We start from the raw sequence: 14,322 nt of genomic DNA on the forward strand, positions 1-14,322 counted from the left end.
ATACCATACAATTTTTCGAATGCTTCATCTTATTGGTAAAATAAGCAATAATGATAAGATAGAGGTTGATAGAGTTCGAATATGGGATTACTATTTATTATTTCCAAGTCAAATTTTTCAAATTAAACCTCGTCGAAATGAGACTGAATTTAAAAAGCTCCTTAAACAATTAAATGTAACAAAAGAAAATCCTTATCAAAAAATTTCCGACGAAAGAATGATTTTGGAAAAAATTAAGCCTTATCAAATCTCTGCTTTAAATTGCTTAGCTTCTTATAATATTATAAGCAAGGATGAACTTTTAGAAGATAAAGTTTCTATAATTTCAAAAGAATTACTTGCTCAGTATGTTAATTCAATAGGAAACTTATCAGCACGAGAAAAAAATATCATTACAATTGTCACATCCCAATTTTATGAAATTTCATTATTTGGAGATAATGGTTTGAAATGTAGAAGTAATCTTTTAGAAAGTAAATATGATGCAGAATAATTTATTTTTAAAAAGACTTGTTATTTATACTAATAATGGTAAAATTGCTTATGATGAGGTATTTCATAAAGGTGTAAATATCATTTGTGGTGATAATAGTAGTGGCAAATCTACTATTACACATTTCATCTTTTTTGTACTAGGTGGTGAATTTAATGATTTCGTTCCAGAAGCAAGAGAATGCCAAGTTGTATATGCTGAAATAGAAGCTAACGGTACGATTTTAACTTTAAAAAGATATATTGAAATTAATGAAAAGACTCAAAACATAAATTCAAGAATTGCTATTCATATTTTTTGGGGGAATTTTGAAGAGAGTACAAATCCCCCTCCCCAGAAATATTGGCAAAAATATGAATACAATACAACTCCACGAAAGAAAAGTTTTTCAAATGTATTATTTGAGGTTTTGAACTTCCCTGAAGTTAAAGAAGAGAACAATATCACTATGCATCAGATTCTTCGATTGCTGTATATTGATCAAGAATCGCCTACGGGCTCATTGTTCTATTATGATGAGTTTGATAAACAAAATAAAAGAGAAGCTGTTGCAGATTTACTATTAGGTATATACAATCAAAGTTTATATGATTATAAGTTAGAATTATATAATAGTGAAAAAGAGTTAGAAGATATTAAGAGTGAAATAAGAATAACAAAAAGGTTTTTTCCTGATAATTTTTCATTGGATATTGAACACTTAAATACCCAAATAAAGAACAAGGAAATTGAAATTTACAATATTCAAAGTCAAATTCAAGATATAAGAAATGGCATTAGAGATATAGAATTTGACAAAAACACTCAATTAGAATTTCAAAAATTACAGGACAAGGTAATAGAGCATAGGGACAAAGTAATAGAGTTTAAAAGTGATATTGATCTTTTAAAAAAAGAAATTATTGATTCTGAATATTTCATTGAAGTATTAGATGACAAATATAGATCATTAAATAATTCAATACAAACAAGAGATTTTCTAGGAGGGTTACCTCTTGAATATTGCCCAGAGTGCCTAAGTAAATTATCAGAACATTTAGACGAAACAAGTTGTAAGCTATGTAAACAGACAACAGATGATAAGTTAGGAATTAATCAGGCAAAGAGAATGCAGCTTGAGATAAAATTTCAGATTGATGAATCATCTAAACTTTTAAAGATAAAAAGAGATGTTCTAACAAGGAAAGAAATTGAGTATGCAAATGAAAATGTCAAACTTAGTGATTTACAGATAAAAGTTAACAACTCAATTATAGATGTAAGACCTTTTGAACTTGAGAAGTTGGACAGCTTAAATTTTGAAAAAGGCTTAGCAGAGGGAGAAATTCTCCAATTTAGAACTATGCTTGAGCAAGCACAGATATATGGAAAATTGCTTGAAGAGCGAAGCTTATTAGAAGCTAAAATTCGTAAATTAGGGTATACTATTGACGGTATAAGAAAAAGCCAGAATAAATTAAAAAAAGAAGTAATTGAGAAAATACAAGAGGAAGGAGTATACTTGCTAAACAATGATTTAGAGCGCCAACGAGATTTTAAGAATGCAGATTCGGAAGATTTCATTATTGATTTTTCTAATAATTTAGTGTATTTAAGAAGTCCAAATAGTGAAAAATATAAGATGTATCAAAAGTTTTCTGCTAGTTCAAATTTTTATTTAAAAATATCAGCTAGATTTGCTATATTTTTGGCATCTCTATCAAATGCAAAAATGCGATTTCCTCGATTTATTTTCGCTGATAATATGGAAGACAAAGGTATTGAAGTAGCAAGAGCGCAAAATCTTCAAAAAATATTGATTGACAGAGTAAACAGTTTTCCTGTAGAAAATTTTCAACTTATATATACCACTTCATATATTACAAAAGAATTAAAAGAAAGTGATTATATTGTTGGTGAATATCACACTAAGGATAATCCAAGTTTGAAAAATATTAATTAGCTTTTTTAATACCCGCTCTCCGAAGTCTCCCAACTTCAGAGCAAGTTCAAAGAAAATAACCATATTTCACCAGCTTAAAATCAGGATCACTTCCATACCAAAAATCAAAAAAAAATCCCAGCTTTTCGTTGGGATTTTTAAGCAAGTCTTGACTGATCTGAAGTTTCTAAGCTATTTCATCAAGTTAATAAGCAAATCCAAGTCTATTTTTAACATGCTTACTTTCTTCCTCTCTTAATTTCTGATTGGTCATGATTTCATGTTCTTTATTTTTTTGGATAACCTACCTTAATCAACAACTCAAAGTCGGAAAACTTTGCGAAGAGAAATAACTATTATGTTTTTCTAATTCTATCCCTCGTAAGATAAATATAATTAAACATACAAAACGTCGCCACTGCCCCGAAAGTATGCCACAAAAAGTGGGTTCCGAAGCTGAACCATTCCCACTTATCAGCAATACGGAAGGTCAGTGCAAAAACAAATGACAATACAGCAAAGCCTACCCATTTGCCAGCCTTCCATTGGGTATACATCAGATACCTGAGTACCGAGAAAACTACAAATGAGGCCATGATAGCATAATTGACGTTGATAAAAAGAGAAGGATTATCTATCAGAATCCAGTTTCTTAAAGCAAACATCAGAATGACATATCCCAGAACCATTACAGCAGCATAGTACCATCTGGTGCTCTGCGCTACAAAATAAAACCCGGCAGACAGACATAGCAACATAATAGGCAGCCAGTCCATCATAATAAAGACGGGCCATTGTCTGAAAGAATGGTAAACCGTTCCCCCAATGGCACCGATATATAATAAAACCAGGCAGTAGGTTAAAAAAGGATATTCTTTGAAGTTACCTTTCAGCTTAATGGTCCAGAAAATGGCTATGGCTAAAAATAATAAGGCTGTTAATGCATTGAAAGGCTCAGGGAACAACTGAGTCATATCTGTTTCTTTATATAACAGGCCTCCATCCGGAGGTATCGGGTTTATCGGCATCCTCTTTTTTATATTATATTGAAAGGCCTGTTTTGGAATGTAAAATACAAACACAAGCCATTTTTTTCTAAACATAAGTAAATCATACACTTACTTCTTCTAAATATAGAAAAAATTATGGCATCATCTACCTGTATGCCCGATTATATTTTATTACAGCAGTCTTCTACTCCATCAAAAGAAGCCAACCCTGAAACCGTTATCAATTCTTTTTGCTGATAAAATAGCTAGCGGTAAATGCTTTTTCAGTGAAGCATTTGTTCGCAGTACAAAAACGAATAAACCTCTGTGGTGCTTTTGATTATGGAGTTCTTTGCAGTTCTTCAGGTATTTTTAATTAAGATTTGTTTTCAAAATTTTAAGTTTTTTTTAAATACCACATCTTTGCAGATATGGTGTTTGAGGCACGGCGCTTGCAAAGTTCATAGTACCAATTTAAAATATAAAAATATGAACAACGAGAAAACAGTTTCAGTATTAAATGATTTACTGAACATTACCAACGACAGAATTCAGGGATTTTCAAAAGTGGAAGACAAAGTATGGGATGAGTATCCACAGCTGAGAGCAGATTATGATACGATGGTGGCCCAGTCTCACAAGATGAAAAACGAATTGAGCAATCTGATTACAGAAAGAGGAGGCACACCGGATCAATCAGGATCTACTGCAGGAGCCATCCACAGAGCATGGATTGATGTTAAAAATTCTTTTGCCACAGATACAGCCGGCTCTACGTTAGGAAATGTTGTATATGGTGAAAATGCGGCTATAGATGCTTATCAGGATGCTTTAGACAGCGGTGATCTTTGTCCGGAAAGTTCCAGAGTGGTACTGGATCAGCTTCATCAGCTTAAGGCTTCTCATGATAAATTTGAAGTTCTTGAAGATTTAAAAAAGTAGATATCCTCTTTCTCACGAGGTAAGTTTTTATTTAATCATCACACAACAATCGAACGTTGTAATCGGAGGTCAAAGACCTTACGATACTTAACACAAAAAACAGTACTATGTCAAAGAAAATCGCAATACTGGCCACACATGGCTTTGAAGAGAGTGAATTAAGCTCACCAAAAGAATATCTTGAACAACAGGGATGGACCGCCCATATCGTAAGTCCTGAAGCGGGAAGCATTAAAGCCTGGGCAGAAAAAGACTGGGGTAAGCAATATCCTGTAGATCAAACGCTGGACAATGCAGCGGCTTCAGATTATGATGCGCTGGTATTACCGGGAGGCGTTATTAATCCCGATCAGCTGAGAACCAATGAAAAAGCACTCACCTTTGTAAAAGATTTTTTTGCCCAGCATAAACCTGTAGCAGCCATTTGCCACGGACCGCAGGTACTGATCAACGCGGGTGTGGTAGAAGGCCGGAATCTGACTTCCGTCAACTCCATCAGCCAGGATTTAAAAAATGCAGGCGCACGCTGGGAAGACAGCGAGGTGGTAGTAGATGAGGGACTTGTTACGAGCAGAACACCAAAAGATCTTCCTGCCTTTAATGCCAAAATGGTAGAAGAGATCAGGGAAGGAAAACATAAGGAACAAACGCTCTGAAACTAAAAAGTCTGGTTCTGCCAGACTTTTTTCTTCTCTCAAAATTTGATAAGAGCTATGTAAATACTTAAAAAGTACCACATTTCTCTCCTATGGCAAAAAATTTGTACCTATTTAAATCCAAATCACAATCGTATGAACAATATAGTAAAAATTACATTGGCTCTTGCAGCAGGAAGTTCTTTGCTTTATCTGGGCCTGCGAAAAAAAAGCAAGAAAAGCAAAGTATATCTTGCTCCTGACGGAAATACTTATAAAGAAAACCAGATTTACCGTACTTACGATAATAAGCTTTATAAGAACGGCAAGGAGTTTCATTATTCCATGCCACAGTTAGAGGATGATCAGTCTTTCAATAAAAATTACAGTACGGTTACTGATACTGTTTATTCCAACTATAAAACCGATCATAAAAGCACCCAATATCACCACAAAGGTATAAGGCATCAATAAAACGAGGCCGCAGCTATACACTACACCACAACACTAACCACAAAAAAAATAATAGTATGAGAAATTTATTATGGCTTGTTGCAGTCATCTGCATCGCAGTCTGGCTACTCGGAATGCTTGGAATCATTCCCGGTATGGACACAGGAAGTTTAATCCACACCCTTCTGGTGGTTGCCATTATTGTCGTTCTGATCAATATTTTTACCGGCAGAAAGCCTCTTAATTAAAAACAAAAAAATCAGAGTAGGAAAAACCATCTACTCTGATTAATTTTAATAAGCTATATAAGATAAGGTTAGAATTCTTTTTGTTAAAAACTGTCCGTCATCATTGGGAATCCATATATTTTTTCAGGTCTGAAATAGTTTTGATTTTAAGTTCATCAGCCTGTTTCCTCCGCATCATCAAAGCATATGCATTATTAAAACCAAGTGGCTGCAGCCATTCAATTCCGTACTGTTTACGGAATTCCCGGTTAACATACTCCAATGTTTTTTCCGGGCTCTTAGACACTTCTTCTATCGTTTTTGCCGAAGGTTTCAGCAAAACCAGCAGTCCGGTTCCTGTGTATTCAGGATACACATCAATGGCATCATTCATCAGAGCATCAAAGCAGATTTTCGTTCCGCCGAGACCTGTTTTTGTTTCTACTTTATAATCTGTGTAGCCTTCAATGAGCATTTTGTACATTTCGGCCAGAATATATTGCTCACCAAAAATTTTGGATCCGATTTTTATGGTTTGGGAATTTCCTTTGCGTGGATCTTTATATAAATTTGTTTTCATTAAAAAATCTTTAGCAATTTTTTCGGGAGTCTGTTTAAGATAATCGGCTTTGTAATTCAGTTCAGTCATGATAGAATCATTGAATTTACCTGCCAAAAGGTTCAGTGTTTTTTCCAGTCCGGGAAATTTTTCCAATGTTTTTGTTTTGATCACCGGAGCCGCAAAATAAGGAGGAAAAATCTTTCTGTCATCTTCCAGAACATACAAATCAAAAGCTTTGATCCTTCCGTCTGTTGAATATCCGCTGATGAGGTCCAGCTCTTTTTCGTAGGCTGCTTTGTACATAATGGCATCGCTTACAACCAGTGGATGTGCATCAAGCCCATATACCGAACGAAGTCCCAGATTTCCGTCCTGCCGGCCCATAAACTCAGGGGTAAAACCTGCCTTAATCTTATGGTTTGAAACAGAAGTTAAAAAATAAATAATCCCGATAACTGCCAAAACAGCCGGAATAATATATTTTAATTTCTTTACAGACTGATAGCTTAATTTCTGTAAAACGGCAATGGTCTGATCTAAGAGAACAGCCAGTAAAGCGGCGGGAATTGCACCGGCCAGAATCATATGGGTATTATTGAGGGAAATTCCACCAAAAATAAATTCACCCAAACCGCCTGCCGCCACAAATGAAGCTAAAGTTGCCACCCCCACATTGATCACTGCCGCCGTCCTGATTCCTGCAATAATAACAGGCATCGCCAAAGGAAGCTGAACTTTGAAAAGCAGCTGTTTTCCATTCATTCCCATTGCTTTTGCAGCTTCGGTTACCGCCGGATCTACTTCCGTTATTCCGGTGTATGTATTCCTGATAATCGGTAAAAGAGCATAGATCAGCAATGCAACAATGGCCGGAGCTGCTCCAATCCCGAAAACAGGAATCATAAAACCAAGCAGCGCAATACTGGGAATAGTCTGTAAAATCCCTGCCGTTCCTAAAACAGAACCTGATAATTTTCTTTTTCGGGCAATGAGAATTCCTAAAGGCACCCCAATCATGATGGCCAGAAACAGGGATAAAAAAGTGAGTCCCAGATGCTGTACAACCTGAGTAAGCAGTTTTTCATGCTGCTCTGTGATAAACTGCCAAAAACTTTGCTCGCTCATACAGTCTGGAATTTTCGGTATTCACTAAAGGCTTTAACCAGATTTTCGTAATCTGCGGAAAGCAAAGTATCTGCACTCAACTGTTGCAAAGCATCCCAAACACTCGTATGGTCTGAAAACTGAAGCTCTTCATAAAAGCGGCTGCCTTCAATCAGAGAGTTCAGATCTTTCAGTCTGCCTACTTTGTATTCCAGTAAAAGCCGGTTTTTAGCAAAGAAATTCTTGACAAAATCATTTTTGGGCTGATACAACATTTCTCCCGGAGTTCCTGACTGAATAATTTTTCCCTGATCCATCAGGCAGATTTTATGACCTAAATCGAAGGCTTCCTGAACATCGTGGGTCACCAGAATAATGGTTTTATTTTTAAGTTCTTCGAGTGATTTGAATTCTGAATGAATATCACTTTTGGTGATATTGTCCAGCGCTCCGAACGGCTCGTCCATCAGCAAGACAGGGGCATCGGCAATCAAAGCCCTGGCAATTCCCACTCTTTGCTGCTGTCCGCCGCTTAATTCGTTGGGAAACCGTGTAAGCACGTCTTCAGAGAGATGGAGTTTGTGCAATAATTCAAGGATTTTTCCGGCTGTCTTTTTTTTATCCCATTTCAGCAAATCGGGAATAACTGCTATATTCTGTTGTATGGTGTAATGGGGGAACAACCCGGAATGCTGCATGACAAATCCAATTCCCATGCGCAGCTCTTCCACTTTTTGTGACTGAATATTCTTGCCATCAATCAAAATAGTTCCGGAATCTACTTCGATGAGGCGGTTTATCATTTTCAGCATGGTGGTTTTTCCGCAGCCGCTTGTTCCCAGAAGCACCAGAATTTCCTTATCATTAGCCTGAAAGGAAATATCATCAACTGCTTTTTTTCCGTTAAAACTTTTTGAAACCGATTGAACTGTAATCATAGGCAAAATTATTGTGCAAGTCTGATTCCTGTGAACTGCCACTGTAAATGAGTCGGGAAAAAGTTCCGGTAGGTATTTCTGCTGTGTCCCGGCGGGGTGGCCACCGAAGCACCACGAAGCACCATCTGATTAACCATGAATTTTCCGTTATACTCTCCTACTGCTCCAGCTTCTTTTGTATATCCCGGATACGGAAGATAAGCGGAATTCGTCCATTCCCAGCGGCTTCCCCAGTTGAAACAGGCTGATGCAGCTTCCCATTCAGCTTCGGTTGGCAGGCGTTTTCCTTTCCATGAAGCAAAAGCAGAGGCTTCGAAAAAACTGATGTGGCAGACCTCTTCCTCTAAGTCGATTTCCTGTAATCCGTTTAAAGTATAGTTCATCCAGTTCCCATCAATGAAATGCCAGTATAAAGGGGATTTTACATTATTTTGCTTTACCCAGTCCCAACCCTCGGCGTGCCAGTGTCTGAAATCTTCATAGCCTCCGGCTTCCATAAATTCTATATATTCTTTATTAGTCACCAATTGACTGGAAATTTTAAAATCATTCAGATATACCTTGTGCCTACCCAGCTCATTATCAAAACAGAACCCGTCCCCTTTAAAACCGATTTCATAAATTCCTTCTGAAAAACTGATCATTTCTGAATTTCCGGCAGTTTCTTTTTTTAAATTCTTTTCTTTTTTATAAGCAGGAAATAAAGGATTGTGTCCTAAAATGTATTTGATATCTGTAAGTAACAATTCCTGATGCTGCTGTTCGTGGTTTAACCCTAATTCCAGCAGGGATTCCAATGGCTGTGCAAGATATCCGCTCTGAAGAAATTCATCCATCTTTTGATCCACATATTCGCGGTATTTAAAGACATCCGAAACAGATGGACGGCTCAGGTTTCCCCTGTCGGTGCGGATAACACGGGCACCGATGGTTTCGTAATAACTGTTGAACACAAAATTATACTGAGGATCAAAAACTTCATACCCTGGAAAATTGGACTGTAAAATAAAAGTTTCAAAAAACCAGGTGGTATGTCCCAAATGCCATTTCGGAGGACTCACATCTACTACGGGCTGAACTACATAGTCTTCAATTTCCAGAGGACTGCAAATTTCAACGGAACGATTTCTGACTTCAAAGTATTTCTTAACCCAGTCTTTATGAGGATTTGCCTTTACAGGTAATGCATCTTTTTTCATAAAAAATCATTTTAAATTATACCATCCAGATAGAATCTACAAACCAGTTTTTAGAATCTTTAATTTCAGCAAGAATATGAAAACCCGAGTCGCCAGCCAGTTTTCTGATATCCTGTTCAGAAAATTTCCGGGAGATCTCCATATCAATGAGTTCATCTTTTTTAAAGGAAAACAAACAGTTTCCTATATGAACTTCCTGATCACAAAGACTTACCAGGAAACTTCTGCAATCTCCTGAAACCGGGTCATAATTTTGATAATGCTGAAAATTTTCCACCTTGAAATCTGCTTGCAGTTCGCGGTTGATTCTTGTAAGAAGATTTAAATTGAATGAAGCGGTAATTCCCGCAGGATCGTTGTAAGCAGCAAGAATGGTGTGCGGATTTTTCTTGAGGTCAAATCCTACAAGAAACAGATCCCCGGAATTCAGTTTTCTTTTCACTTCACTGCAAAAATGGGCGGCTTCCTCACTTTCCATATTCCCTATATTTCCACCTAAGAAAAGAACTACCTTTTTCCTTTTCGAAATTCCGGTGGCTTTATCAAGCATATCAAAATACTCTCCTTCCAACGGTAAAACTTCCAGTTTTGGCAGGCTTTTTTTCAGGTTTTCCTGCAAAACAGAAAGAATATTTCCAGAAATATCAATAGGCATATAGGTGAAGTTTGTTCCTTTCTCTACTAAATTTCTGAGAAGGTAAGATGATTTCATCGCATCGCCAGCTCCCAGTTCTATCAGATCAAAAGATTCATTGATATTGGAAATTGCTTTTACAAGTTCCTCTGTTTTATTTTGAAATATATCCAGTTCACAATTGGTAAGATAATATTCCGGCATCGCCATAATCTGCTGGAAGAGATGATCGCCTGTTTTGTCGTAAAAATATTTTGAAGATAATTTTTTCGGATGAGCGGACAATCCTTTTAAAATGTCCGAACCGAAATTATCGGCACCGTCATTTTTAAAATGACAATTCTGTTTTAACTGTACATTCATAGTTTATATTCTGTTTGGTCGTTCATTGAGTACAACTATCTTGCCGACACCGGATCACTTTCCGCATATCTGTAAGCTTCTTCAATTCATATAATTAAAGATAGGTTTTATTTACGGTTTTAATGTACCACATCTCACCTTATTGAGAAAATTATCAATTTTGTCAGGTGATTTTATGAGACTGTATTGTTTTAAAAAACATCATATTGTTAAAAAACATCGGTAGTTCTGCAAGTAAAAACTTTAGTAAAAAATAGCCTATACATTGGATAATTATAAGTTTTTAACCTTTCCGGAAGTCTTTAAATGATTACATTAGCAAAGAATTAAAATGTGCTGAGATTTCTATGAAAAAAATATTCTGTGTAATGCTTCTTTCGATGGTACAGCCTATTATGGCACAAACCAGACTGGAAAAAGCAATTACCAATCTTGAAGATCATTACGAGCAGGAGAAAGTATATGTACTTACCGACAAATCACAATATGCAGCAGGTGATAAAATCTGGTTTAAAAGTTTTGTATTTAACGGTTATAACCGATCGCCACTCTCTACTACCCTATTTGTAGAACTGTACAATGCTGATAAAAAATTAATCGACTGGAAAACTGTACTTCTTACGAACGGGGAAGGCAGCGGGGATTTTCAACTGAAAGAAGATCTCCCGGAACAGGTTTACTTTGTGAGAGCCTACACTCCTTATATGACCAATTTCAATGAAGATTTTCAGATTGTCAAAACCATTCCGGTTTACAATCCGAACTCTGTGGAATCATTGGTTATTGCAAAAAATTCCGATTGGTCTGCCAAAGTATTTCCGGAAGGCGGGACTTTCATTAACGGCACCTCTACCAAATTTGCTGTAAGGTTATCGGGTAATTCTTCCCTTCCGGAGAGCTGGTCCGGAAAGATAATTGATATTCAAGCTCCCAACACTCCTGTTACTACATTCAAATCTTTTGATAAAAATGTGGCTTCCTTTAAAATAACTCCGGTATCAGGAAAAAAATACCAGGCCATTATTCAGGATAATAAAGGAAAAAGCCAGACCATTGATCTGCCGCAAGCTGCAGACAGCGGTCTGAGTATAGAGGTTGTAAGTTCCAAAGAAGGGATAAAATACAACATAAAGGGTATTCATCTGAAACAACAGCTTCAGGGTTATAAAGTTGTAGGACTCATCAACAACCATCTTGCTTACAGAGCCAATATCAACCATCTAACCAGTGATGTATCAAGTCTCATTCCTACAAAAGTAAGTAATGGCGCGAATGGTATTTTACAGTTGGTTATTTTTGATGAGCAGGACAATATCGTGGCAAAAAGGCTTTGCTTTATAAAACCTGCTGATCTAAAAATTGAGAAAGCAGAAATAATAGGCCAGAGCTTAAAACCAACGCCAAGAGCATTCAATAGTATTGATCTTTCCCCTGAGTCTTATTTTAAACATTACACAGTTTTGGTGAGTGAAGATGACGGCAGCCAGACTCCTGAAGAGGAAAATATGCTGAGTAGACTTTGGCTGACGGGAGATTTTACAACAAGAATAGACAGCCCGGCGCAATATTTTTCTAAAAATGCCAACACTGAAGCGCTGGACGCCCTGCTTATTTCAGAAAACTGGAAAAGATTCGACTGGAATTCCGTACTCAGCGGCGCGGCACCCACCATTAAAACACAGTCTCAGCAATATCTGTCTTACAGGGTGAAACCTATTAAAAACAATGCCCTGATGATCAATTCGGCGGTCAATTTATTATCAAAATCGGGAGAAAATCAACCTGTGTTCAGTCAGTTCAAAACAGATCAGAATGGGTATATCTATTTAAACAATCTCAATAATGATGAACCGCTGGAGATCTCGGCCTTTGTGAATTCAGAAAATAAAGAATCGGGAAATGATGATTTATTTGTTACCATAGAACCGTTAGTAACTCCCTCCCCATTTACAGGCAATTTCCCGGCAACCCCATATACATTGGTAAAAACCGACAAAAATAAAAGCCTGCCTCCAACCATTTCCAGAGCGATCAACACTCAGAAAAATACTAAAAAGAAAGAGAGTAATGATATACAAATCCAGGCAGTAGCTTTAGTAGGAAAAAAGAAAGATCCGAAAGCGGAGCTTGATAAACAACTGTCTAGCGGCATGTTCAGCTCTGTCAATTCTACGGTATTTGATTTCGTTAATGAAGACCAGCATATTTCAGGATCAAGCAATATTTTAGACTGGCTGCAGGGAAGAGCTGCCGGCCTGACATTTCAGAAAAACAACTCAGGAGCAAGCGTTCCTTATATCCGCGGGCAGCAGGCTAAGCTGTATTTGGATGAAATACAGACCGACCCTACCATGATTACCAGTCTTCCGGTTAATAATATTGCGATGGTAAAGATCATTAAAGGATCCGGATTAATAGGCGATGCCGTAGCAATCTACACCATGAAGGGGAATATGAAATCTAAAAGCAATGAAAAAGAAGCGAAGAAGAACAATTCATCAATCATCAAAGGATATGATAAACCTTCGGAGTTCCCTATTGAAATGATCGATGACGATGCTCCGGAAAAAATTGAAAATGATACCCGCGAAACCCTCTACTGGAACCCTGATTTGTTTGACAGCGACTACGTTCCTCCAAGAATTAAATTCTTTAACAACGACAGCGCCAAGCAATATAAAGTTCTGATCATAAGCTTTGATGAAGATGATAATATCCTGTATGATCAGCAGGTTCTAAAATAAAAAGTAGAGAGACTATCCCAGTCTCTCTATTTTATTTTGAAGAAGAAAATCAGAAATCATAGTAGCCATAAAGATACCGCTACGTTTCTCATTTTTATACTAATCTACCACAGACTACCGTCTTGCAATAGTTCAACGAAAATTCTTTAAAGTATTTATTGGCAAGCTCAGAGTCAGGAGGCTTTGCCCAGATGGATAAGGAGAAACCTATTTGTGGCTAATCCCTTCAGCAAAGCCATTCGACATTATAGTTTAAATTAAGATTTTCGGTTTCTAATAATTAATTCCAGATTTCTAATCAGAAAATGAAGGAAAACGCCAATACCAATACAATAGATTATGATATAATGAATTGTATAAAATATATTGGCTATAGGTGTTAATGGAGACATATTTCCTGTGAATAAAGAAGATGCGCTATAGGGAAGTAATGTTGCATAAGTCCAAAAATTATTTTTGTCTAACTCAACTTTTTTAACTTTGTAGTAGTGGAGTTTATCTTTTAAATAACTAATATCATGAGTGATTACGCTACCAAATTTCATAGAATCCAATTCGTTTTGACCACCAGTCTTTGTAAATTTCCTTTTTAAAACCCCCTTTTTATCAAATATATAAATTGTTGCCATAAAATTCCTTCCAGGAATATTAAGATCAAAATCTGAATGTAATATATGATTCTCTGTAAAAGTTAATTGCTCTAATTCTTTTAACGATTTGTTTAAGATTGTATAATTTGCCAGTTTGATATTTTCAAGAGCTTTAATCTGAGAGGGAATATCTTTAGAATCATCAATCCACTCATTCAACACTATCTGTTTTCGATTATCATGAATCGCCGTTTTAAATTCAAAGCTATTTGGGTTACTTTTAAGCATTAAAGTATATAAGAAAGGAAAAGCGACTAAATGTAATATCAACATGACTGCAAGAGATGAAATTGCATATTTAGATTTCTGGTACTTTTTAGAAATCCTATAAAGATATGCACAGGATGACAAGATAATCAAGATTAAGAATGTTGTTGAAAAAAATTCACCAATACCAAATGATATATTAATTATGGTTAGTATCATATTAGCTTTTATTCGCAAAAATAAATGAGATTATAAAACCTC

General features: G+C 36.3%; 13 protein-coding genes. 7 read left to right on the top strand and 6 right to left on the bottom strand.

The features are described from left to right. Positions 1-19 precede the first annotated feature (19 nt). Positions 20-493 (top strand): ABC-three component system middle component 5, encoded by a 474-nt coding sequence (locus LIV57_RS18015; protein WP_227943717.1) that lies wholly within the window; start codon positions 20-22, stop codon positions 491-493. Then, positions 480-2,435 (top strand): AAA family ATPase, encoded by a 1,956-nt coding sequence (locus tag LIV57_RS18020; protein WP_227943718.1) that lies wholly within the window; start codon positions 480-482, stop codon positions 2,433-2,435. Before LIV57_RS18015 ends, LIV57_RS18020 begins: the two co-directional genes overlap by 14 nt. A gap of 335 nt (positions 2,436-2,770) precedes the next feature. On the opposite strand, the gene LIV57_RS18025 is transcribed toward LIV57_RS18020, so the two are convergent. Then, positions 2,771-3,442: a hypothetical protein gene (locus LIV57_RS18025; RefSeq protein WP_227943719.1), complete on the bottom strand. Its 672-nt coding sequence runs from the start codon at positions 3,440-3,442 to the stop codon at positions 2,771-2,773. Positions 3,443-3,892: 450 nt separating this feature from the next. On the opposite strand from LIV57_RS18025, the gene LIV57_RS18030 reads away from it, so the two are divergent. From LIV57_RS18030 to LIV57_RS18045, 4 genes are all read left to right on the top strand, one after another. Then, a complete protein-coding gene (locus LIV57_RS18030; RefSeq protein WP_137904655.1) occupies positions 3,893-4,345 on the top strand; it encodes a PA2169 family four-helix-bundle protein in 453 nt (150 codons plus the stop codon). A 107-nt stretch (positions 4,346-4,452) separates the two neighbouring features. Next, a complete protein-coding gene (locus tag LIV57_RS18035) occupies positions 4,453-5,001 on the top strand; it encodes a type 1 glutamine amidotransferase domain-containing protein (RefSeq protein ID WP_227943720.1) in 549 nt (182 codons plus the stop codon). A 135-nt stretch (positions 5,002-5,136) separates the two neighbouring features. Further along, entirely contained in the window at positions 5,137-5,454 is a 318-nt protein-coding gene (locus tag LIV57_RS18040; RefSeq protein ID WP_202839340.1) for a hypothetical protein, read from the top strand. 56 nt (positions 5,455-5,510) lie between these two features. Next, positions 5,511-5,681, top strand: a complete 171-nt coding sequence (locus LIV57_RS18045; RefSeq protein WP_047433678.1) for a lmo0937 family membrane protein — start codon at positions 5,511-5,513, stop codon at positions 5,679-5,681. 100 nt (positions 5,682-5,781) lie between these two features. On the opposite strand, the gene LIV57_RS18050 is transcribed toward LIV57_RS18045, so the two are convergent. Genes LIV57_RS18050 through egtD form a run of 4 tightly spaced genes read right to left on the bottom strand, consistent with a single transcriptional unit; the run spans position 5,782 to position 10,460 of the window. Next, positions 5,782-7,347, bottom strand: coding sequence for an ABC transporter permease/substrate-binding protein (locus LIV57_RS18050; RefSeq protein WP_227943721.1), 1,566 nt, complete (start codon positions 7,345-7,347; stop codon positions 5,782-5,784). After that, positions 7,344-8,264 (bottom strand): ABC transporter ATP-binding protein, encoded by a 921-nt coding sequence (locus LIV57_RS18055; protein ID WP_227943722.1) that lies wholly within the window; start codon positions 8,262-8,264, stop codon positions 7,344-7,346. Before LIV57_RS18055 ends, LIV57_RS18050 begins: the two co-directional genes overlap by 4 nt. 8 nt (positions 8,265-8,272) lie before the next feature. Beyond that, entirely contained in the window at positions 8,273-9,463 is a 1,191-nt protein-coding gene (egtB, locus tag LIV57_RS18060; protein ID WP_227943723.1) for an ergothioneine biosynthesis protein EgtB, read from the bottom strand. Between the two features lie 16 nt (positions 9,464-9,479). Beyond that, the gene (egtD, locus tag LIV57_RS18065) at positions 9,480-10,460 is read right to left on the bottom strand and encodes an L-histidine N(alpha)-methyltransferase (RefSeq protein WP_227943724.1); all 981 of its coding nucleotides are present in this window, start codon (positions 10,458-10,460) and stop codon (positions 9,480-9,482) included. 347 nt (positions 10,461-10,807) lie between these two features. Here egtD and LIV57_RS18070 point away from each other — a divergent pair, with 347 nt between their 5' ends. Continuing rightward, entirely contained in the window at positions 10,808-13,204 is a 2,397-nt protein-coding gene (locus tag LIV57_RS18070) for a hypothetical protein (protein WP_227943725.1), read from the top strand. A gap of 257 nt (positions 13,205-13,461) precedes the next feature. Here LIV57_RS18070 and LIV57_RS18075 read toward each other — a convergent pair whose 3' ends face one another. Next, positions 13,462-14,280: a hypothetical protein gene (locus LIV57_RS18075; RefSeq protein WP_227943726.1), complete on the bottom strand. Its 819-nt coding sequence runs from the start codon at positions 14,278-14,280 to the stop codon at positions 13,462-13,464. Positions 14,281-14,322: the final 42 nt, after the last annotated feature.

Source organism: Chryseobacterium sp. X308 (assembly GCF_020733145.1).
GTDB lineage: Bacteria > Bacteroidota > Bacteroidia > Flavobacteriales > Weeksellaceae > Chryseobacterium > Chryseobacterium cupriresistens.

Excerpts from the sequence above, each read along its gene's own strand:
- LIV57_RS18015 (WP_227943717.1), top strand. The coding sequence starts at position 20 with ATGCTTCATCTTATTGGTAAAATAAGCAATAATGATAAGATAGAGGTT.
- LIV57_RS18020 (WP_227943718.1), top strand. The coding sequence starts at position 480 with ATGATGCAGAATAATTTATTTTTAAAAAGACTTGTTATTTATACTAAT.
- LIV57_RS18025 (WP_227943719.1), bottom strand. The coding sequence starts at position 3,442 with ATGCCGATAAACCCGATACCTCCGGATGGAGGCCTGTTATATAAAGAA.
- LIV57_RS18030 (WP_137904655.1), top strand. The coding sequence starts at position 3,893 with ATGAACAACGAGAAAACAGTTTCAGTATTAAATGATTTACTGAACATT.
- LIV57_RS18035 (WP_227943720.1), top strand. The coding sequence starts at position 4,453 with ATGTCAAAGAAAATCGCAATACTGGCCACACATGGCTTTGAAGAGAGT.
- LIV57_RS18040 (WP_202839340.1), top strand. The coding sequence starts at position 5,137 with ATGAACAATATAGTAAAAATTACATTGGCTCTTGCAGCAGGAAGTTCT.
- LIV57_RS18045 (WP_047433678.1), top strand. The coding sequence starts at position 5,511 with ATGAGAAATTTATTATGGCTTGTTGCAGTCATCTGCATCGCAGTCTGG.
- LIV57_RS18050 (WP_227943721.1), bottom strand. The coding sequence starts at position 7,347 with ATGAGCGAGCAAAGTTTTTGGCAGTTTATCACAGAGCAGCATGAAAAA.
- LIV57_RS18055 (WP_227943722.1), bottom strand. The coding sequence starts at position 8,264 with ATGATTACAGTTCAATCGGTTTCAAAAAGTTTTAACGGAAAAAAAGCA.
- egtB (WP_227943723.1), bottom strand. The coding sequence starts at position 9,463 with ATGAAAAAAGATGCATTACCTGTAAAGGCAAATCCTCATAAAGACTGG.
- egtD (WP_227943724.1), bottom strand. The coding sequence starts at position 10,460 with ATGAATGTACAGTTAAAACAGAATTGTCATTTTAAAAATGACGGTGCC.
- LIV57_RS18070 (WP_227943725.1), top strand. The coding sequence starts at position 10,808 with ATGAAAAAAATATTCTGTGTAATGCTTCTTTCGATGGTACAGCCTATT.
- LIV57_RS18075 (WP_227943726.1), bottom strand. The coding sequence starts at position 14,280 with ATGATACTAACCATAATTAATATATCATTTGGTATTGGTGAATTTTTT.